Source organism: Variovorax beijingensis, from assembly GCF_003951285.1.
GTDB lineage: Bacteria > Pseudomonadota > Gammaproteobacteria > Burkholderiales > Burkholderiaceae_C > Variovorax > Variovorax beijingensis.
On sequence record NZ_RXFQ01000010.1, the window covers coordinates 225489 to 246181 of the forward strand.

The window sequence follows — 20693 nt, forward strand, 5'->3', positions numbered from 1 at the left end:
AATGGCGCCATGAACGTGGTTTTCGATCTTGGCGCCGTGCTGCTGGCATGGGAGCCCACCCGGCTGGTGCAGACCCATCTTCCCGAGCATGCCCCCACGGAAGCCGCCGCGGCGGCGCTGGGCCGTGCGCTCTTCCACCATGACGACTGGATGAGCTTCGACTGCGGCACGCGCTCGCTGGACGAGGCCATTGCGCGCATGGCCCAACGGTTGTCGCTGCCGGCGGCCCGGCTCGACGCCATGCTCGGCACGCTCGGAGAACGCCTCGAGCCCATTGCCGTCACCGTGGAACTGCTCGAGCGGCTTTTTGCCCGGCGCGAGGCCGGCGAGGCGCTGCGCCTGTACTACCTCTCGAACATGCCGGCGCCCTACGCACGCGCGCTCGAGCGCCGGCACGGCTTCATGCGGCGCTTCGACGGCGGCGTGTTTTCAGGCGACGTGAAGTTCATCAAGCCGGAGCGCGAAATCTACGAGCTGCTGGCGGTGCGCCATGCGCTCGACCCCGCGCAGACGGTGTTCATCGACGATTCGGCCGCCAATGTAGAGGCCGCGCGCGCCTTCGGCTGGCAGGCCATCCATTGCACCCACCCCGCAGCGCTGGCGGCGCAACTGGCGCGCCATCTGCCGGCCTTTCCTGCTGTCCCGGCGACCCCGGCTATCGGCCGGTGAGCACCACCTTGGACGTGTCGAAGCCCAGGCTGGCGGCGTAGTCCAGCTCGGCCTGCAGCGCGTCGTCCTCCAGGCGCGGCGCGCGCGAAAGAACCCAGAGGTATTCGCGGTCGGGCGTGCCGACCAGCGCCACCTGGTAGTCGCGGTCGAGCTTCAGGATCCAGTAGTCGCCCCAGACCATCGGCAGCCAGCTCAGCCAGGAGGGTGCAAAGCGCACTTCGAGCCGGCCCGCCCCGGGCTGGCCTGGCACCGGCACCACGCGGGCCGTTCCCACCGCCTCGTCGAAATTGCCATCGGGCCGCACGCAGCGGTTGAGCACCTGCACGGTGCCATCGGCCTGGAGCGTGTATTCGGCGCTCACGGGGCCGGCGCACTGCTTCTGGAAGCGGTTGGGCAGCCGGGCCTGCTCGTGCCAGATGCCGGCGTAGCGCTGCAGATCGACCGGCGCCACCACCTGCAGCGGCGCGCGCATGAGCGGTGCGCCGTCGGCCGGCCCGGGCAGCTGCGCTCGCGCCGTGCGCCCCGCGCCCATGGCGACCCAGGTGGCGACGCCGCCCACCACGAAGGCCGCCGCCAGGGTGCCGATGGAACGGCTGGTGCGGCGGTCGTCGAATGGCGCGCGGCTGGCGGCGGCAGGCGCGGCGGAGCGATGGCGAAAGGGCATGGGCGTGGCACTCCTGTGGTCGAAAGCATCAATCGGAAACAGCCAGCCTAGTCCCCGACCGGGGCGGCACGCCGTCAGCGGCGGACCACAGCCGCTGTAGGGCAGCGCGGCCGGCCGGCCACTTACAACCCTGTCGGCGGCAGGCTGATGGAGGGCGGTGAAAACCCGTGCTACGGTGCGCATGAAAACATCGGCCCCGGCGCAACAGCGTGCAGGACTTGTCATCACCCGCACTGGATAATCTTTCTCCATGAATCAACTCGATGCTCTCCGCCAATGGACCACCGTGGTCGCCGACACCGGCGACTTCAAGCAACTTGCCATTTCCAGGCCGCAGGACGCGACCACCAATCCGTCGCTCATCCTGAAGGCGGTGCAGAAGCCCGAGTACCGGCCGCTGCTCGACGAAGCCGTCGGCAAGCACGCGGGCAAGCCGCTCGACGAGGTCATCGACCGGCTGCTGGTGCGCTTCGGCACTGAAATCCTCTCGATCATTCCGGGCCGCGTGTCGACCGAAGTCGATGCGCGCCTTTCGTTCGACACGGCCGCCACCATTGCGCGCGGCGAGCGCATCGTGGCGCTCTACAGGGCCGAGGGCATCGACACCGAGAAGCGCCTGCTGATCAAGGTGGCCTCCACCTGGGAGGGCATCGAGGCCGCCCGCGCCCTGGAGCGAAAGGGCATCCGCACCAACCTCACGCTGCTGTTCTCGTTCGCACAGGCCGTGGCCTGCGGCGCGGCCGGCGTGCAGCTCATCTCGCCCTTCGTGGGCCGCATCTACGACTGGTACAAGAAATCGGCCGGCGCCCAATGGAACGAGGCCGCCAATGCGGGCGCGAACGATCCGGGCGTCAAGTCGGTGCGCCAGATCTTCGAGTACTACAAGCAGCACGCCATCAAGACCGAGGTGATGGGGGCGAGCTTCCGCAATGTGGGACAGATCCGGGCCCTGGCCGGCTGCGACCTGCTGACCATCAGCCCCGAGCTGCTGGCCGAGCTGGCCGCGAGCGACGAACCGCTCGCGCATGCGCTCGATGCCTCCGCCGCGCCCACGGCCGACATGCAGAAGCTGAGCTACGACGAGGCCGGCTTCCGCTTTGCGCTCAACGAAGACGCCATGGCCACCGAGAAGCTCGCCGAGGGCATCCGCGCCTTCGCGGCCGACGCCGTCAAGCTCGAGAAACTCATGCAGGAAAGCGGCAAGTAAGCATGGCCATGACCCTTCGCTGCGACCGCGCGCCCGCCTGGGCGCAACTGCAGGCCGCCTTCGAGACCGCAGGCCGCCAGTTCGACGTGCGCCACGCCTTCGTCGACGACGCGGGCCGCTTCGAGCGCTTCAGCCAGGAGGCGCCGCATGTGTTCGCCGACCTGTCGAAGAACCTGATCGATGCGCGCACGGAAGAACTGCTGCTCGCGCTGGCCCGCGAGTGCGGGCTCGAGGCGCACCGCGATGCGATGTTCGCGGGCGAGCACATCAACAACACCGAAGACCGCGCCGTGCTGCACACGCTGCTGCGCGCCCCCGCGGATGCGGCGGTGGGCAAGAAGGTGGCGGGCGAACTGCGCGACGTGCACGCCACGCTCGACGCGATGCTGGCCTATGCCGAGAAGGTGCGCGCCGACCACACGATCACCGACGTGGTCAACATCGGCATCGGCGGCTCCGACCTCGGGCCGCAGATGGCCGTGCTCGCGCTGGCCGAGTTTGCCGCGCCGGGCAAGCGCTTTCACTTCGTCTCCAACGTCGACGGCCACGAGCTGGCGGGCGTGCTGCGCGACCTGGCGCCCGAGCACACGCTGTTCCTCATAGCCTCCAAGACCTTCACCACGGCCGAGACCATGGCCAACGCGCTCTCGGCCAGGCGCTGGTACGAGCAGTCGGGCGGCACCGACATTGCGGGCCACTTCGCCGCGCTCACCACCAATGTCGAGGCCGCCAGGCAATTCGGCATCGACACCACCTTCGGTTTCTGGGACTGGGTGGGCGGGCGCTATTCGCTGTGGTCGGCCATCGGATTGCCGATTGCGCTGGCCATCGGCGCCGAGGGTTTTCGCCGGCTGCTGGCGGGCGCGCACGCGATGGACGAGCACTTCCGCACCGCGCCGCTCGAGCAGAACCTGCCGGTGCGGCTGGGCCTGCTCGACGTCTGGTACCGCAACTTCCACAAGTTCACGAGCCGCGGCATCGCGCCCTACCACAGCGCCCTGAAGCGCCTGCCGGCCTATCTGCAGCAGCTCGAGATGGAGAGCAACGGCAAGCAGGTCGATGCGAGCGGCGCGCCGCTGCCCGCCGGCCTGGGCACCTCGCCCGTGCTCTGGGGCGAGCCCGGCACCAACGGCCAGCATGCCTACTTCCAGATGCTGCACCAGGGCACCGACGTGATCCCGCTCGAATTCGTGGCGGTGCGCGATGCGGCGCACGACCTCGACGGCCACCACCCCAAGCTGCTGGCCAATGCGCTCGCGCAGGCGCAGGCGCTGATGGTCGGCAAGCTCGATGCCGGCGGCCACAAGAACTTCCCGGGCAACCGGCCGAGCACCTTCTTCGTGTTCGAGAAGCTCACGCCCGAATCGCTGGGCGCCTTTCTTGCGCTGTACGAGCACCGCGTGTTCACCAGCGGCGCGCTGTGGGGCATCAACAGCTTCGACCAGTGGGGCGTGGAGCTCGGCAAGGTGCTCGCGAAGGACATCGAGCCGCGCCTTGCCTCGGGCGACATCATGGGGCTCGACGCCTCGACGGCGGGCCTCCTGAAACGCCTGGGCACGCAGGCCTGATCCGCTGAAAGGCCGGGGCAACCGGCCGAGATAGGCCGATCCATAGGCCATTTGTTTGCGAACTGATGGCCGAATTTGCCGTTGAAAGATGCGTCGATATGATCGGCCCGGGGAATTTCCCTGGGATTCAATCAAGAGGAGTCGATCAATGGACTTTCAGACAGCGGTCAAGACCTGTTTCAGCAAATACGCCGATTTCCAGGGGCGCGCATCGCGTTCGGAGTACTGGTGGTTCGTGCTGGCCGAGGTCGTCGTTCTCATCGTGGCGAGCCTGATCCATGAGTATGTGTATGTCATCGCGGCGCTGGGCTTCCTGCTGCCCGTGCTGGCCGCGGGCGCGCGCCGCCTGCACGACATCGGCAAGAGCGGCTGGCTCCAGCTGTTGATGCTCATTCCGATCGTCAACCTGGTGCTGATCTATTTCTACGTGCAGCCCTCGCAGCCCGAAACCAACCCGCACGGCGCACCCGCCGCCTGAGCTTCGCGTCAGGCTGCAGCTTCCGCGCTGGAAAGCGTGCGCACCGGCCCGCCGCTGGCCATGCGCACGCACAGGTCGAAGGCCTGCTGCAGCCCTTCGATCCGCGCAACGCCCTTGCCCGCAATGTCGAAGGCGCTGCCGCTGGCCGAGGTGGCCACCGGCACGGGCAGGCCGCCATGCAGGGTCACGCCCTGCTCGAAGCCCATGAGCTTCATCGCGATCTGGCCCTGGTCGTGGTACATCGACACCACCGCATCCACGTCGCCGCGGCGCGCGCCGATGAACACCGTGTCGGGCGAGAACGGGCCGCGCGCATCGTAGCCCTCGGCGCGCAGCCGCTCGATGGCCGGCGCGATGATCTCGATTTCTTCCATGCCGATCGAGCCGCCGTCGCCCGCATGCGGGTTGAGCCCCGTCACCGCGATGCGCGGCTGTGCCACGCCGGCGCGGTGCAGCGCCGATGCAATGATCTTCACCGCATCGCTCACACCCTCCACCGTGATGTGGCTCGCCACGTCCTTGAGCGGGATGTGCGAGGTCACGCGCGAGGTCCACAGCGAACCCGTGAGGTTGAACTCGCAGACGAAGCCCGCGACGGAAAAGCGCTCCTGCATGTAGCGCAGCTCGTCCTCGTGCACGAGGCCGCCCAGGCGCAGCGAATGCTTGTTGAGCGGCGCGAAGACAATGCCCTCGGCCTGGCCGCGCCGCACGGCCGCGGTGGCCAGTTCCAGCGCCTCGAAGGACGCGCGGCCCGAGGCCGCGTTCGACTCGCCGAGCACCGGCTCCCGGCCCTGCATCCAGTCGCGCGGCAGCAGGGTGGGGCGGCCGTCCTCGAAGCGCAGGTCGTCGAAACCCTCGACCCGCAGCGGGTCCAGCTTCATGCCCGCCGCGCGCTCGCCCGCGGCCAGCACCACCGGGTCGGCGATCAGCAGCACGCGTGCGGCGTCCAGGTTGCGCTGGCGCGCGAGCAGCTTCACGGCCATCTCGGGGCCGATGCCGCCGGGGTCGCCGAGCAGCACGGCGATGCGGGGCCTGGCGGAGATCAGGTTCGGGGTCTTCGATGGGATGGGCATGAAGTCGGGGATGAAGTGGAGGAATGGAAGGGAGAAGGCCTCACTCGGCCTTGATGTTGGCGTCGCGCACGAGCTGACCGTAGTGGTCGAACTCCTGCCTGTTCATCGCCGCGAAGGCTTCGCCGGCCAGCGTGCCGGGCTCGCCGCCCAGGGCCTTGATGCGCGTTTGCACATCGGCCAGCTTCAGCGTGCGCACGAGCTCGGCGTCCAGCCGCTCGACCGCGGGCCGCGGCGTGCCGGCCGTCACGTAGAGGCCGTACCAGGTGGATACGTCCGCGCCCTTGATGCCCTGCTCGGCCAGCGTGGGCACGTCGGGCAGCTCGGGCGAGCGCTGCGGCGCGCTCACCGCCAGCGCGCGGAACTTGCCGGCCTTGATCTGGCCCATGGCGGAGGAGGTGCTGTCGAACATCATGTCGACCTCGCCGCCGATGATGTCGATGTGCGCCTGCGAGCTGCCCTTGTAGGGCACGTGGATCGACTTCATGCCGGTGGCCAGGTTGAAGGCCTCGCCGCCCACGTGCTGCGTGCTGCCGATGCCGGAGGAGGCGTACTTGAAGCCGCCCGGCTTGGCGCCCATGGCCGCGACCAGGTCCTTCACCGACCTGTAGGGCGAGCTGGCCGAGACCACCAGCACGTTGGGCATCACGGCCACCAGGCCGATCGGCTGCAGGTCTTTCAGCGGGTCGTACTTGAGCTTGAGGATGTGGGGCGCCACCGCCTGTGCGGTGTTGGTGGCCAGCAGCAGCGTGCTGCCGTCGGCCGCGGCGCGCGCCGTGAGTTCGCCGGCAATCGTGTTGGAGGCGCCGGGCCGGTTCTCCACCGTCACGGGCTGCTTGAGCACCGGCGCGAACTTGTCGGCCAGCACGCGCGCCAGGATGTCGGTGCCGCCGCCGGGCGAGGCGCCGACCAGGATGCGCAGCGGCTTGTCGGGATAGGCCGGCTGCTGCGCAGCGGCGGTGGCGGCCATCAGCGCCAGCGCAGCCGCGCCTGCCGCGCGAGCCAGAAAGGATTGCTTCATCGGTGTGTCTCCTGCTTGTTTGGCGCGAGCTTAGGGAGCTTCGTGCGGCCGATCCAATCGAAAAAGCCCGAAGCTCCATATACTTTTGTGCATGACCTCCGGTTCCGGCCTGACCGACGCATCGCTGATGCTCCATGTGCGGCCGCGCCAGCTGCTCCTGCTGGCCCGGCTCGACGCCCACCGCCATCTGGGCCGCGCGGCCGAGGCCATGAACATCAGCCAGCCGGCCGCCACCAAGCTGCTGCAGCAGCTGGAGGATTCGCTCGGCGAAAGGCTCTTCGAGCGCCTTGCGCGCGGCATGGAGCCCACGCCCTACGGCGAAATCCTGATCCGCTACGCCCGCCGCGTGCTCAGCGACTTCGGCAGCGCCCGCGAGGAAATGCTCGCGCTGCGCTCGGGCCTGCGCGGTTCGCTGCGCGTGGGCAGCGTGCCGGGCGCCGTGCCCGAGCTGCTGGCGCCGGCGCTGGTCGAATACCACCGCCGCCATCCGCAGGTGGCCGTGTCGGTGGTGGTCGAGACCAGCGACGTGATGCAGGCGCAGCTGGAGCAGGGCGATGTCGACCTGGTGCTGGGCCGGCTCACCGACAGCCACGACGAAGCCAAGTACGCGAGCGTGCCGCTCCTGGGCGAATCGCAGGTGGTCGTGGTACGCGCCGCACACCCGGTGTTCGAGCGCGCCACCGTCACGCTGGCCGAGATGGCGAACTGGTCCTGGGTGCTGCAGCCGCCGGGCTCGCCGCAGCGCGGGCGCTTCGAGGCGGCGATGCGCGAAGCGGGCATCCAGGCGCGGCTCGACATCATCGAAACGGCATCGCCGATCGCCATTACCGCCTTGCTGGAGAACTCCGACATGGCGGCTGTGATGCCGGCTTCGCAGGCCAGCCACTACGCCCGGCTGGGCGTGTTGCGCACGGTGCCGGTGGACCTGCCGGTGCGCGTGCCGCCGATCTGCCTCGTCACCCGGCAGGACCGCGCGCTCTCACCGGCCGCGGCGCAGTTCCGGCGCCAGCTGCTGGGCGGCGGCTGAAGCCTTTGGACTGAGGTTTTCCATGCTGTATTGCGCCAACTAGGGAATCTCCTAGCCAACTGGTGCATGAAAGTACCAAGGCGAGCCAGCGAAGTACCAAGCCCGCAAGCGCGTTTCTCCAGAATCCCGCCACGGCGACCCAAACAGAGAGAGGGCGTCGCTCACCTCTAGGAGACAACATGAAGCGTTTTCTGAAAGCGGGCCTCGTCCTCGCACTCGCCGGCACGGGGCTCGCCTCCCAGGCCGCCACCGAACTCGTGATCGCGACCGTCAACAACGGCCACATGATCGAGATGCAGAAGCTCACCCCCTTCTTCGAAAAGGCCAACCCCGACATCAAGCTCAAGTGGGTCACGCTGGAAGAAGGCACGCTGCGCCAGCGCGTGACCACCGACATCGCCACCAAGGGTGGCCAGTTCGACGTGATGACCATCGGCCTGTACGAGGCGCCGATCTGGTCGAAGAAGGGCTGGCTCCAGCCGATTGCCACCGACGCCGCCTACGACGCCGACGACCTGCTGCCCGCCATCCGCGCGGGCCTCTCGTACGAAGGCAAGCTCTACGCCGCGCCGTTCTACGGCGAGAGCTCGATGCTCATGTACCGCAAGGACCTGGCGGACAAGGTCGGCTTCAAGATGCCCGAGCAGCCCACCTGGGCGCAGGTGAAGGAGCTGGCCGGCAAGATCCACGACCCGAAGGCCGGCGTGTACGGCATGTGCCTGCGCGGCAAGCCCGGCTGGGGCGACAACATGGCCTTTTTGACCACGCTGGTGAATACCAACGGCGGCCAGTGGTTCGACATGCAGTGGAAGCCGCAGATCGATACCAAGCCGTGGAAGGACGCGATCAACTTCTACGTCGACCTGATGAAGGCCTACGGCCCGCCTGGTGCCTCGGCCAACAGCTTCAACGAGAACCTCGCGCTGTTCAACGAGGGCAAGTGCGGCATGTGGGTGGACGCGACCATCGCGGCCTCGTTCATCAGCGATCCGAAGCAGTCGAAGGTGGCCGACAAGGTGGCGTTCGCGCAGGCACCCGTGGCCGTCACGCCCAAGGGCGCCAACTGGCTGTGGACCTGGAACCTGGCCATTCCCGCCAGCTCGACCAAGGGCGCGGCCGCACAGACCTTCGTGAAGTGGGCCACTTCCAAGGAGTACGTGAACCTGGTCGCCAAGGAGCATGGCTGGGCCACGGTGCCCACCGGCACGCGCAAGTCGACCTATGCGAACGCCGAGTTCCAGAAGGTTGCCAAGTTCGCCGCGGCCGAGAAGAAGGCCATCGACACCGCCAACCTCAGCGACAGCACCTTGCCCAAGTCACCGTACGTGGGCGTGCAGTACGCGGCCATTCCCGAGTTCCAGGCCATCGGCGTGGCGGTGGGCCAGCAGATGAGCGCGGCGCTGTCGGGCAAGGTCACGGTCGACCAGGCGCTGAAGACCTCGCAGACGGCGGCCGAGCGCGAAATGAAGAAGGCTGGCTACTACAAGTAAGCCGGGCTTTCTTTCTTGCTCCCTCCCCTTCCCCCAGCGGGGGAAGGAGCCAGAGACAACGAGAAGGAACTTCCTCATGAAACGACTCCTGCCCCGCGCCCTCATGGCGCCCGCCGTGCTCACGCTCCTCATGTGGATGATCGTGCCGCTCGCGATGACGTTGTACTTCTCGTTCGTGAACTACAACCTCATGCAGCCCGGCGAACGCACCTTCGCGGGCATCGAGAACTTTCACTACTTCGTCACCGATCCGGACTTCTGGCCCGCCACCTGGAACACGCTGATGCTGATCGGCAGCGTGATCGTCATCACGGTGGTGTTCGGCGTGCTGCTCGCGCTCCTGGTGAACGAGCCCTTCCCGGGCCGCGGCATCGTGCGGGTGCTGCTGATCTCGCCCTTCTTCGTCATGCCCGCGGTCAACGCGCTGCTGTGGAAGCACATGATGATGAACCCCATCTACGGCATCCTGGCCGACGTGTGGCGCTTCTTCGGCGCGCAGCCGGTCGACTGGCTCACCGACGTGCCGCTGTTCTCGGTGATCGTCATGGTGGCCTGGCAGTGGCTGCCCTTCGCCTGCCTGATCTTCATCACCTCGCTGCAGTCGCTCGACCGCGAGCAGATGGAGGCCGCGCGCATGGACGGCGCGAGCGCGTTCCAGCGCTTCTTCTACCTGACCATCCCGCACCTCGGCCGGCCGATGGCGGTGGTGATCATGATCGAGATGATCTTCCTGCTCAGCGTGTTCGCCGAGATTGCCATCACCACCAATGGCGGACCGGGCAACGAGAGCACCAACATGACCTACCTGATCTTCAAGCAGTCGCTGATGAACTTCGACGTGGGCGTGGCCTCGGCCGGTGCGCTGTTCGCGGTGGTGCTGGCCAACATCGTGGCCGTGTTCCTGATCCGCATCATCGGCAAGAACCTGGATTAACGACCATGCAACCCAGCAACTTCCTTCCCCAACTGCTGCGCACCGCCGGTGCGTGGGCCGTGGCGCTGCTGCTGTTCTTTCCGCTCGGCTGGCTGTTCCTCACGGCCTTCAAGACGGAGCTGCAGGCGATCCACGTGCCGCCGCTTTTCATCTTCGAGCCCACGCTCGGCAACTTCAGCGAAGTGCAGCGCCGCAGCGACTACCTGCTGTATGCGCGCAATTCGCTCATTACCAGCCTGGGCTCGACCATCATCGGCCTCTTGATCGCGGCGCCCGCCGCGTACTCGATGGCCTTCTTCCGCACGAAGAGGACGCGCGACATCCTGATGTGGATGCTCTCCACCAAGATGATGCCGGCCGTCGGTGCGCTGGTGCCGATCTACGTGCTCGCGCAGACTGCGGGCCTCCTGGATTCGCTCACCGCGCTCACGGTCGTTTTCACGCTGTCGAACCTGCCGATCATGGTGTGGATGCTCTACAGCGCCTACAAGGACATTCCGAACGAGATCCTCGAGGCCGCGCGCATGGACGGCGCCAGCCTGTGGACCGAGTTCCGCCACGTCGTGCTGCCGCTGTCGGTGGGCGGCCTTGCATCGACCGGCCTCCTGTGCCTGGTGCTGAGCTGGAACGAGGCCTTCTGGGCGCTCAACCTCAGCTCGGCCAAGGCCGGCACGCTGGCCACGCTGATCGCCTCGTACTCCAGCCCCGAGGGCCTGTTCTGGGCCAAGCTGTCGGCGGCCTCGCTGATGGCCATTGCGCCCATCGTCGTGTTCGGCTGGTTCAGCCAGAAGCAGCTCGTCCAGGGCCTGACCTTCGGCGCTGTCAAGTAAAGAAAGGGAGACACCCCATGGCCTACCTGCAACTCAAAGACATCAAGAAGAGCTTCGGCGACGTCGACATCATCAAGGGCGTCGATCTCGAAATCCAGAAAGGCGAGTTCATCGTCTTCGTCGGGCCTTCGGGCTGCGGCAAGTCGACGCTGCTGCGCCTCATCGCAGGGCTCGAGCCGATCACCAGCGGAAACCTGCTGCTCGACGGCAAGGACATCACCTGGGCGCCTTCGGGCAAGCGCGACCTGGCGATGGTGTTCCAGAGCTACGCGCTCTATCCGCACATGAGCGTGTACGACAACATGTCCTTCGCACTCAAGCTCGCGGGCGTATCGAAGAGCGAGATCAAGACCAAGGTCGAGTACGCGGCCAGGACGCTCAACCTCACGCAGTACCTCGACCGCACGCCCAAGGATCTGTCGGGCGGCCAGCGCCAGCGCGTGGCCATCGGCCGCGCGATCGTGCGCGCGCCCAAGGTGTTCCTGTTCGACGAGCCGCTGTCCAACCTCGATGCGGCGCTGCGCGGCAACACGCGCGTCGAGATCCACAAGCTGCACCGCTCCCTTGGCGCCACCACCATCTACGTGACGCACGACCAGGTCGAGGCCATGACGCTCGCCGACCGCGTGGTGGTGCTCAGGGACGGGCTCATCGAGCAGGTCGGCACGCCGCTCGAGCTCTACGACCATCCCGCCAACCAGTTCGTCGCGCAGTTCATCGGCATGCCGTCGATGAACATGGTGGCGGCGAGCGCCATTCCGAGCTTCTCGGCCGCCACCGGCGGGCGCCTGCCGAGCGACGGCTTCCTGGGCGTGCGGCCCGAAGGCCTGCGCGTACATCCGAAGCAGGCCGCCGCCGCGGGCGTGCCCGGACGTGTCGAGTTGATCGAGGCGCTGGGCGCCGACACGCTGATCCACGTCGACGTGGGCGGCGTGCCGCTGATTGCGCGCCAGAACGAGCGCACGCCGCTGCACGCGGGCGACGACGTGGCGGTCGAACTCGATCCGTCGGTGCTCCATTTGTTCAACCGCGAAGGCCGTTCGGTCTCCGCCTGATTTCTTCCGGAACATGCCCGTGACCCTTGCAGCAGCGCCTCTCGATGCGCCAACTCCACCCCCGGCTCCTTCGGAGTTCATGGTGCTTCACCTTGGACTCGGCTCGTTCCATCGGGCTCATCAGGCCGTCTACCTGCAGCGGCTGATCGATGCGGGCGACACCCGCTGGTCGCTCTCGGGCGCCAACATCCGGCCCGACATGGCCGAGGTCGTCGCCGCGCTGCAGGCGCAGGGCGGGCGCTACACGCTCGAAACCGTGTCGCCGGCCGGCGAGTACCGCTACGAACAGATCGAGGCCATCCGCGAAGTGCTGTCGTGGGAGCCCTCGCTGGCCGCGGTGGTTGCGCGCGGCGCGGCGCCGTCCACGCGCATCGTGTCCTTCACTGTGACCGAGGCTGGCTATTACCTCGACACCAAGGGCCGGCTGGACCTGTCGTTCGCCGATCTCGCGGCCGATATCGATCGCGCGCGGCGCGGCGATGCCCCGGCCGAGGGCGTGACCATCTACGGCGCCGTCTGCGCGATCCTGCGTGCGCGCAAGGCCGCGCAGGCCGGCGCGGTCACGCTGCTCAACTGCGACAACCTGCGCCACAACGGCGATCGCTTCCGTGCCGGTCTGCTCGAATTCATCGAGCGCGCGGGCGATGCCGATCTGCTGGCATGGGTGCAGGCGAACATCGCCTGCCCGAACGCGATGGTCGACCGCATCACGCCGCGCCCGCCGCCCGAACTGCGCGCGCGCGTGAAGGCCGCGACGGGGCGCGAGGATGCGGCCGCGATCACCGGCGAGAGCTTCATCCAGTGGGTGATCGAAGACAACTTCGCAGCCGACCGGCCCGACTGGGGCCGCGTGGGCGTGGAGCTGGTCGAGTCGGTGCAGCCATACGAAGAGGCCAAGATCCGCATCCTCAACGCCACGCACAGCTGCATCGCCTGGGCCGGCACGCTGGCGGGGCTGAATTTCATCCACGAAGGCACGCACGACGCGGCCATCCGCAAGATGGCCTTCGACTACGTCACCGACGACGTGATCCCGTGCCTCAGCCCGAGCCCGATCGACCTCGCGGCCTACCGCGACGTGGTGCTCGACCGCTTCGGCAACCCCGCGATCCGCGACACCAACCAGCGCGTGGCGGCCGACGGCTTCTCCAAGATCCCGGGCTTCATCGCGCCCACGGTGCGCGAGCGGCTCGCCGCGAGGCAGCCGATCGACAGCGTCGCGATGCTGCCCGCGCTGTTCCTCGCCTTCCTGCAGCGCTGGCATCGCGGGGCGCTGCCCTATGCCTACCAGGACCAGGGCATGGACGAGGCCGTGGCGCACGCGATCTGCGATGCCGCCGATCCAGTGTTCGCGCTGTGCTCCGACACCGCACTGTGGGGCGCCGCCGCGGGCGATGCGCGGCTGGTGGGCGCGGTGCGCGCAGCGAGCGCGCGCGTGACAAGTTTCCTGAAACCTGGAGCAACGACATGAGCGAACGTTTGAAGAACCGCCACGTGCTGCTGACCGGCGCCGGTGGCGGCATCGGCCTGGCCGTGGCCGAGGCCTGCATTGCCGAGGGCGCGCGCTGCAGCGTGATCGACCGCGCGGCGGCGGCGCCCGAGGCCGTGCGTGCGCTGCAGCAGCAGCGCCCCGACAAGCTCGCCTACATCGCGGCCGACGTGACCGATACGCAGGCCATCGCGCACATGCTGGCCGAGGCGCAGGTCGCGTTCGGGCCGATCCACACGCTGTTCAACAACGCCGCGGTGTTCGACCTGGCGCCGCTGCTCGACAGCGACGAGGCTTCGTTCGACCGGCTCTTTGCCGTCAACGTGAAGGGCATGTTCTTCGTGATGCAGGCCGTGCTGCGCCACATGGTGGAGGCCGGCACGCAGGGTGCGTCGGTCATCAACATGGCCTCGCAGGCGGGACGGCGCGGCGAGGCGCTGGTGTCGCACTACTGCGCGACCAAGGCGGCCGTCATCAGCTACACGCAGAGTGCCGCGCTGGCCATGGCGCCGCACGGCATCCGCGTCAACGGCATTGCACCCGGTGTGATCGACACGCCGATGTGGGACCATGTCGACAGCCTGTTCGCCAAGGCCCAGGGGCTGCCGCCGGGCGAGAAGAAGCGCCGCGTGGGCCTGGAGGTACCGCTCGGCCGCATGGGCGTGCCGGCCGACATCGCGGGCGCGGCGGTATTCCTGGCCAGCGACGAGGCGCGCTACATCACGGCGCAGACCTTGAATGTCGATGGCGGCAACGTCATGAGTTGATGGTTTTCTGCATGCTTGCAAAAAAGTGATGAACGAAGACTTCCATCTGTACCTCGACAGCGCCGACCTGTCTGAATTGCAGGCCTGCCTGCCGCACCCGGTGGTGCATGGCGTGACGACCAATCCCACGCTGCTCAAGCGCGCCGGCATCGGCCGCGGCGAAGTGCCCGGTCTGCTCAAGCGCTGCATCGAGCTGGGTGCACGCCAGGTGCAGGCGCAGGTGTATTCCAGCGAAGTCGACGGCATGCTCGACGACGCGGCCGCCTTGCTCTCGCACTTCGACCGGGGCCAGCTGGTCGTGAAGATTCCCGCCACGCGCCAGGGCCTGGACGCCGGCGCGCGGCTCATCGCGCAAGGCATGCCCGTCACCTGGACCGCCGTGTATGCGCCCGAGCAGGCGCACTTTGCCGCGCAGCTGGGCGCGGCCTACGCAGCGCCGTACCTCGGGCGGCTCGACGACGCCGGCGTCAATGGACTGGCGCTGATCGCGCAGATGCAGGCGCTGGTGGCGCGGCGCCCTTCGTCCGGCACGCGCCTGCTGGTCGCCAGCATCCGCTCGCGCGAGGCCTATCTTTCGTTGCTGGCGCTGGGCGTGGGCGCCATCACGATTCCGCCGCGCCTCTTTGCCGAGCTGCTCGACCATCCCGCCACGCTGGCCGCGGAGTGCGGCTTCCTGGCCGATGCGCGCGCCTTGCCCTGACAGAAGAGAATCCGAGAATCATGCGCATTGCACTCACGGGCGAAGCCCTCATCGATTTCACCGCCAGCGAGGCCGGCACGCTCGCGTTCCTGGGCCACGAGGGCGGTTCGCCGCTCAATACCGCCGTGGCCTGCGCGCGCCTGGGCCAGCCCACCGGTTTTCTCACGCAGCTGTCGACCGACCTGTTCGGCGAGCGGCTGATGCGCTTTCTCGAACGCAACGGCGTCGATACCAGCTTCATCCTGCGCAGCAATGCGCCGTCGACGCTGGCCTTCGTCGAGCGTACGCCGCAGACCAACCGCTATGCCTTCTACACGCGCGGCAGCGCCGACGCCACCTGGGCGCCCGAGCCGCTGCCGCAGTTGCCGGCGGAGTGCCGCTTCCTTCATTTCGGCTCGATCTCGCTGCTGCAGGAGCCGGCCGCCACGCGCATTGCCGAGCTGGTCACGGCCAATGCCGGGCGCCGCGTGATCGTGTTCGACCCGAACGTGCGGCCCAGCCTGATTCCCGACATGGCTGCCTATCGCGAGCGCGTGACCGGCTGGCTGGCCATGGCCGACCTCGTCAAGCTCAGCGACGAGGACGCCGAACTGCTCGCCCCCGGCCAGCCGGTCGACGCGCTGGCCGCGGAGTGCCTCCAGGCCGGCGCGCATGCCGTGGTCGTCACGCGCGGCGGCGCAGGCGCCACGCTCTGGCGCACGGGACACGCGCCGCTCGCCGTGGCGGCGCCGCAGGTCAAGGTGGTCGACACCATCGGCGCGGGCGACACCTTCACGGCCGGGCTCTCGGTGGCGCTGCTCGCGCACGGCGTCGAGCACCCGGCCCAGCTCGGCACGCTCGGCGACGACGCCTGGCGCGAGGTGATGCGCTTCGCCGCCACCGCCGCCGCACTCAACTGCACCCGCGAAGGCGCCGATCCGCCCACGCTCGACGCGGTTCACGCTGCGCTGGCGCCGGAAGACAATGAGGCCGTCGCTTCCCGGCCCTGACCCCGTGCTGCCATGACAACGTCCACACGCAAACGCTCGATTCCCCGTCAGCGCCAGCCCGAGTTGGAGCGCGACATCGCGCGCTCCCCGTCGCTGGGCTACGAGGCCCCCGAAACCGGCCTGGTGCGCTGCCTGGCGCACGGCTTCCCGAGCCCGCTGGTGCGATGGCACTTCCATGAAGACTACGAGCTGCACCTGATCACCGAGACCTCGGGCAAGGCCTTCATCGGCGACTGGATCGGGCCGTTCCAGCCCGGGCACCTCGTGCTCTGCGGGCCGCGGCTGCCGCACAACTGGATCTCGCTGGACGTGCCCGAAGGCGGCGCCGCGGGGCGCGACCGGGTGATCCAGTTCCGCCACGAGCCCATCGAGCGCGCCGCGGCCGAGATCCCGGAGCTGCGCGAGGTGATGCAGCTGTTCGAACGCGCGCGGCACGGCATCGAGTTCTTCGGCATGTCGCAGCAGGCGCAGGCGCACTGGGACAACATCAAGGCCGCGCGCGGCGTGCGCCGGCTCGGGCTGTTCCTCGAGTTCATGGCCGACCTCGCGCAATGCACCGACTACCGGCTGCTCTCGAGCGTGCAGATGCAGGGTGCGCACGGCGTCGAGGGCGATGCGCAGGTCGACCAGATCAACGACATCGTCAACCGCATCACCAGCAACATGGCGGAGCCGATCTCCATGTCCGACGTGGCGGCCGAGCTCGGCATGAGCGAAAGCCGCTTCAGCCGCTTCTTCCGGCGCTCCACGGGCAACAGCTTCACCGACTTCGTCAACCGCGTGCGCATCAACAGCGCCTGCCACCTGCTGATGCAGACCGACCACTACGTGACCGACATCTGCTACCAGGTCGGCTTCAACAACGTGGCCAACTTCAACCGGCGCTTCCTCGAGATCAAGGGCATGACGCCGAGCGAGTTCAGGCGCCAGGCCGACACGCGGTTCGGCTGACATCGAGGCCAAGCGCTTTCAAGGCACCAATCAGGGAGCACCATCGTGTATCTGGGACTCGACCTCGGCACGTCCGAGCTCAAGGCGCTGCTGCTCGCCGCCGATCACCGCATCGTCGGCGTGGCACGCGCGCCGCTCACGGTGGATCGGCCGCAGCCGCTCTGGTCGGAGCAGGCGCCGACCCAGTGGTGGCAGGCGCTCGAACAGGTCATGGGCGAACTGCGGGGCACGCATGCCGAGGCGCTCTTAGCCGTGCGCGCCATCGGCCTGTCGGGGCAGATGCACGGCGCCACGCTGCTCGACGCCGCGGGCGAGGTGCTGCGCCCCGCCATCCTCTGGAACGACGGGCGCAGCGGCCCGCAGTGCGAGGTGCTCGCGCGCGCCGTGCCGCGCCTGGGCGAGATCGCGGGCAACCTCGCGATGCCCGGCTTCACCGCGCCCAAGCTGCTGTGGGTACGCGAGCACGAGCCCGAAATCTTCAACCGCACGGCGCGCGTGCTGCTGCCCAAGGACTGGCTGCGCTTCATGCTCAGCGGCGAGGCCGTCAGCGAGATGTCCGATGCGGCCGGCACGCTGTGGCTCGACGTGGGCGCACGCGACTGGTCCGACGAGCTGCTCGCGGCCACCGGCCTCACGCGCGGCCACATGCCGCGGCTGGTCGAAGGCAGCGAAGTGTCGGCGCAGCTCAAGCCCGAATTGGCCGCGCGCTGGGGCGTGGGCAACGGCGGCGCGGTGCCCATTGCCGGCGGCGCGGGCGACAACGCCGCCAGCGCCGTGGGCATGGGGCTGGTGGAGTCTGGGCAAGGCTTCGTGTCGCTCGGCACGTCGGGCGTGGTGTTCGTCTCGACCGACTGCTTCCTGCCCAACCCCGCGCAGGCGATGCATGCCTTCTGCCATGCGCTGCCCGGGCGCTGGCACCAGATGTCGGTGATGCTCTCGGCCGCGAGCGCCGTGAGCTGGGCCGCCAGGACCTTCAGGTTCGCCGACGAGGCCGCGCTGCTCGAAGCGGCGGCGTCGGTCGCGCCCGCGCAGCGTGCGCGCTGCCCGCTGTTCCTGCCGTACCTTTCCGGTGAGCGTTCGCCGCACAACAACCCCAACGCGCAGGGCGTGCTGTTCGGGCTGACGCATGCGCACGGGCCGGCGGAGATCGCCTATGCCGTGGCCGAAGGCGTGAGCTTCGGGCTGCGCGACGGCTTCGACACCTTGCGCCTGCCGGCCGGCATGCCGCTGCGCGAAGTGGCGCTGGTGGGCGGCGGCGCGCGCAGCGTCTGGTGGGGCCAGTTGCTGGCCGACATCTTCGAGGTGCCGCTCACGCTGTACGTGGGCAGTGAGACGGGTGGGGCTCTGGGGGCAGCTCGCCTTGCCTGGCTGGCCGATGGAGGTGCTGTGGGCGAGGTGTGCACGCTGCCGCCGGTCAGGCAGCAGCTCGTGCCGTCGGTGGCCGATGTGGATTTGCACAGCACGCGGCATGCGCGATTCCAGGGGCTGTACGTCGCGCTGCAACGCCAATTCCAGTAATCTCACGACGTGCAATAAAAAAGGGCCGCTTTCGCGGCCCTTCTTGTGGGTGAGCAGTGCTCAGCCGGGCATTACATGCCCATGCCGCCCATACCACCCATGCCACCCATGTCGGGCATGCCGCCGCCGGCACCGGCTTCTTCCTTCGGTGCGTCGGCGACCATGGCTTCGGTCGTCAGCAGCAGCGAGGACACCGATGCTGCGTTCTGCAGCGCGGTGCGGGTCACCTTGGTCGGGTCCAGGATGCCCAGCTCGAGCATGTCGCCGTACGTGTCGTTCGCAGCGTTGAAGCCGTAGTTGCCCTTGCCGGCCAACACAGCGTTCACCACCACCGAGGCTTCGCCGCCGGCGTTGTTCACGATTTCGCGCAGGGGTGCTTCGATGGCCTTGAGCACCAGCTTGATGCCGGCGTCCTGGTCGGCGTTGTCGCCCTTGATCGAGTCGCCCACGGCTTGCTTGGCACGCAGCAGAGCCACGCCGCCGCCAGCCACGACGCCTTCTTCCACTGCAGCGCGGGTGGCGTGCAGGGCGTCTTCCACGCGAGCCTTCTTTTCCTTCATTTCGACTTCGGTGGCAGCGCCAACCTTGATCACTGCCACGCCGCCGGCCAGCTTGGCCACGCGCTCTTGCAGCTTTTCACGGTCGTAGTCGCTCGTGGCTTCTTCGATCTGCACGCGCACTTGCTTCACGCGCGCTTCGATGTCGGCCGCAGCGCCCGAACCGTCGATGATGATGGTGTTTTCCTTGCCCACTTCGATGCGCTTGGCCTGGCCCAGGTCGGCCAGGGTCACCTTTTCGAGCGTCAGGCCCACTTCTTCAGCGATGACCTTGCCGCCCGTCAGGATGGCGATGTCTTCCAGCATGGCCTTGCGGCGGTCGCCGAAGCCAGGTGCCTTCACGGCCACGACCTTCAGGATGCCGCGGATCGTGTTCACGACCAAGGTCGCCAGGGCTTCGCCCTCGACTTCTTCGGCAATGATCAGGAGCGGACGGCCAGCCTTGGCGACTTGTTCCAGCGTGGGGAGCAGGTCGCGGATGTTGCTGATCTTCTTGTCGAACAGCAGCACGAAGGGGTTGTCGAGCAGCGCAGATTGCTTCTCGGGGTTGTTGATGAAGTAGGGCGACAGGTAGCCGCGGTCGAACTGCATGCCTTCGACGACATCGAGTTCGCTGTCCAGCGACTTGCCGTCTTCCACGGTGATCACGCCTTCCTTGCCGACCTTGTCCATCGCGTCAGCGATGAGCTTGCCGATGGTTTCGTCGCTGTTGGCCGAGATCGAGCCGACTTGAGCGATTTCCTTCGACGTGGTGGTGGGCTTGGAGGCCTTCTTCAGCTCGGCGACCAGGGCCGTGACGGCCTTGTCGATGCCGCGCTTCAGGTCCATCGGGTTCATGCCGGCAGCCACCAGCTTGAAACCTTCGCGAACGATGGCCTGGGCCAGCACGGTCGCGGTGGTGGTGCCGTCACCGGCGTTGTCCGAAGTCTTGGAGGCCACTTCCTTCACGAGCTGGGCGCCCATGTTCTGGAGCTTGTCCTTGAGTTCGATTTCCTTGGCGACCGACACACCGTCCTTGGTGACGGTGGGGGCGCCGAACGAGCGCTCGAGCACCACGTTGCGGCCCTTGGGGCCCAGGGTCACCTTGACTGCGTTGGCGAGGATGTTGACACCCTCGACCATGCGTGCGCGGGCTTCGCCGCCGAAGACTACGTCTTTTGCTGCCATGTTTTATTACTCCGAATGGGGATGGATGGATTACTTCTCGACGACCGCGAACAGGTCGTCTTCCTTCATGACCAGCAGTTCGTCGCCATCGACCTTGACGGTCTGGCCGCTGTACTTGCCGAACAGGACGCGGTCGCCGACCTTGACGGTCAGTGCGGTCAGGTCGCCCTTGTCGGTGCGCTTGCCCGGGCCCACGGCCAGGACTTCACCCTGATCGGGCTTTTCGGCGGCTGCGTCGGGGATGACGATGCCAGAGGCGGTCTTGGTTTCGCTGTCAACACGCTTGACGATCACGCGATCGGCCAAAGGACGAAGTTTCATTGCATCTCCTGGATAAGAAACGGGGTTGTGGTCGGGCGCCGGCGGGAAAGACCGGCGGCCCATCGACTGGAAGCGAGGCTTGTTAGCACTCGACAGCAGCGAGTGCTAATCATAAGGGCAATCGGCGGACTTTCAAGGCCGGGGGGCGGGGTGGATGCGGAAGAAGCGGGCGTCGGTTGTCGGTTCTCAGCTAACTCTGAACTTTTCTCTGTTGATTGCCA

At 67.7% G+C, this 20693-nt stretch carries 20 protein-coding genes; 15 read left to right on the forward strand and 5 right to left on the reverse strand.

What is annotated here, in order from left to right; genetic code table 11:
* Positions 1–9 precede the first annotated feature (9 nt).
* Positions 10–669, forward strand: a complete 660-nt coding sequence (locus EJO66_RS19210; RefSeq protein ID WP_124957480.1) for an HAD family hydrolase — start codon at positions 10–12, stop codon at positions 667–669.
* Here EJO66_RS19210 and EJO66_RS19215 read toward each other — a convergent pair.
* Positions 656–1333 (reverse strand): lipocalin family protein, encoded by a 678-nt coding sequence (locus EJO66_RS19215; protein ID WP_124957479.1) that lies wholly within the window; start codon positions 1331–1333, stop codon positions 656–658. The two genes, EJO66_RS19210 and EJO66_RS19215, sit on opposite strands and share 14 nt — an antisense overlap.
* A 250-nt stretch (positions 1334–1583) precedes the next feature.
* Between EJO66_RS19215 and tal the strand changes: the two genes are divergently transcribed.
* The 3 genes from tal (at position 1584) to EJO66_RS19230 (ending at position 4586) form a co-directional block, all read left to right on the forward strand.
* Entirely contained in the window at positions 1584–2540 is a 957-nt protein-coding gene (gene tal, locus EJO66_RS19220; protein ID WP_125965795.1) for a transaldolase, read from the forward strand.
* Between the two features lie 2 nt (positions 2541–2542).
* Entirely contained in the window at positions 2543–4108 is a 1566-nt protein-coding gene (gene pgi, locus EJO66_RS19225) for a glucose-6-phosphate isomerase (RefSeq protein WP_124957477.1), read from the forward strand.
* Positions 4109–4256: 148 nt separating this feature from the next.
* Complete coding sequence (locus tag EJO66_RS19230; RefSeq protein ID WP_124957476.1) at positions 4257–4586, forward strand: DUF805 domain-containing protein; 330 nt, start codon at positions 4257–4259, stop codon at positions 4584–4586.
* A gap of 8 nt (positions 4587–4594) precedes the next feature.
* On the opposite strand, the gene EJO66_RS19235 is transcribed toward EJO66_RS19230, so the two are convergent.
* Both EJO66_RS19235 and EJO66_RS19240 read right to left on the reverse strand, forming a co-directional pair.
* Entirely contained in the window at positions 4595–5659 is a 1065-nt protein-coding gene (locus tag EJO66_RS19235; RefSeq protein WP_125965796.1) for a PdxA family dehydrogenase, read from the reverse strand.
* Between the two features lie 40 nt (positions 5660–5699).
* Complete coding sequence (locus EJO66_RS19240) at positions 5700–6677, reverse strand: Bug family tripartite tricarboxylate transporter substrate binding protein (protein WP_125965797.1); 978 nt, start codon at positions 6675–6677, stop codon at positions 5700–5702.
* Positions 6678–6768: 91 nt separating this feature from the next.
* On the opposite strand from EJO66_RS19240, the gene EJO66_RS19245 reads away from it, so the two are divergent.
* From EJO66_RS19245 to xylB, 11 genes are all read left to right on the forward strand, one after another.
* Positions 6769–7704 carry a LysR family transcriptional regulator gene (locus tag EJO66_RS19245; RefSeq protein WP_223262187.1) on the forward strand — a complete coding sequence of 312 codons (936 nt, stop codon included), beginning with the start codon at positions 6769–6771 and terminating at the stop codon, positions 7702–7704.
* Positions 7705–7883: 179 nt separating this feature from the next.
* Positions 7884–9194, forward strand: a complete 1311-nt coding sequence (locus EJO66_RS19250) for an ABC transporter substrate-binding protein (protein WP_124957473.1) — start codon at positions 7884–7886, stop codon at positions 9192–9194.
* A gap of 76 nt (positions 9195–9270) precedes the next feature.
* Positions 9271–10128, forward strand: a complete 858-nt coding sequence (locus tag EJO66_RS19255) for a carbohydrate ABC transporter permease (protein ID WP_124957472.1) — start codon at positions 9271–9273, stop codon at positions 10126–10128.
* Positions 10129–10133: 5 nt separating this feature from the next.
* Positions 10134–10958, forward strand: coding sequence for a carbohydrate ABC transporter permease (locus EJO66_RS19260; protein ID WP_124957471.1), 825 nt, complete (start codon positions 10134–10136; stop codon positions 10956–10958).
* 17 nt (positions 10959–10975) lie between these two features.
* Positions 10976–12013, forward strand: coding sequence for an ABC transporter ATP-binding protein (locus tag EJO66_RS19265; protein ID WP_124957470.1), 1038 nt, complete (start codon positions 10976–10978; stop codon positions 12011–12013).
* Positions 12014–12092: 79 nt separating this feature from the next.
* Positions 12093–13484 carry a D-arabinitol 4-dehydrogenase gene (dalD, locus tag EJO66_RS19270; RefSeq protein WP_185738263.1) on the forward strand — a complete coding sequence of 464 codons (1392 nt, stop codon included), beginning with the start codon at positions 12093–12095 and terminating at the stop codon, positions 13482–13484.
* Positions 13481–14269: an L-iditol 2-dehydrogenase gene (locus tag EJO66_RS19275; protein ID WP_124957469.1), complete on the forward strand. Its 789-nt coding sequence runs from the start codon at positions 13481–13483 to the stop codon at positions 14267–14269. Before dalD ends, EJO66_RS19275 begins: the two co-directional genes overlap by 4 nt.
* Before the next feature lie 28 nt (positions 14270–14297).
* Complete coding sequence (locus EJO66_RS19280; protein ID WP_124957468.1) at positions 14298–14969, forward strand: transaldolase family protein; 672 nt, start codon at positions 14298–14300, stop codon at positions 14967–14969.
* Positions 14970–14989: 20 nt separating this feature from the next.
* On the forward strand, positions 14990–15958 hold the full coding sequence (locus tag EJO66_RS19285; protein ID WP_124957467.1) for a carbohydrate kinase family protein: 969 nt from the start codon (positions 14990–14992) through the stop codon (positions 15956–15958).
* A 12-nt stretch (positions 15959–15970) separates the two neighbouring features.
* On the forward strand, positions 15971–16909 hold the full coding sequence (locus EJO66_RS19290) for an AraC family transcriptional regulator (RefSeq protein WP_124957466.1): 939 nt from the start codon (positions 15971–15973) through the stop codon (positions 16907–16909).
* Positions 16910–16954: 45 nt separating this feature from the next.
* Entirely contained in the window at positions 16955–18427 is a 1473-nt protein-coding gene (xylB, locus tag EJO66_RS19295) for a xylulokinase (protein WP_124957465.1), read from the forward strand.
* Positions 18428–18498: 71 nt separating this feature from the next.
* Here xylB and groL read toward each other — a convergent pair whose 3' ends face one another.
* Both groL and EJO66_RS19305 read right to left on the reverse strand, forming a co-directional pair.
* Positions 18499–20151, reverse strand: coding sequence for a chaperonin GroEL (gene groL / locus EJO66_RS19300; protein WP_028259335.1), 1653 nt, complete (start codon positions 20149–20151; stop codon positions 18499–18501).
* Positions 20152–20181: 30 nt separating this feature from the next.
* The gene (locus tag EJO66_RS19305) at positions 20182–20472 is read right to left on the reverse strand and encodes a co-chaperone GroES (protein ID WP_018907465.1); all 291 of its coding nucleotides are present in this window, start codon (positions 20470–20472) and stop codon (positions 20182–20184) included.
* Positions 20473–20693 lie beyond the last annotated feature (221 nt).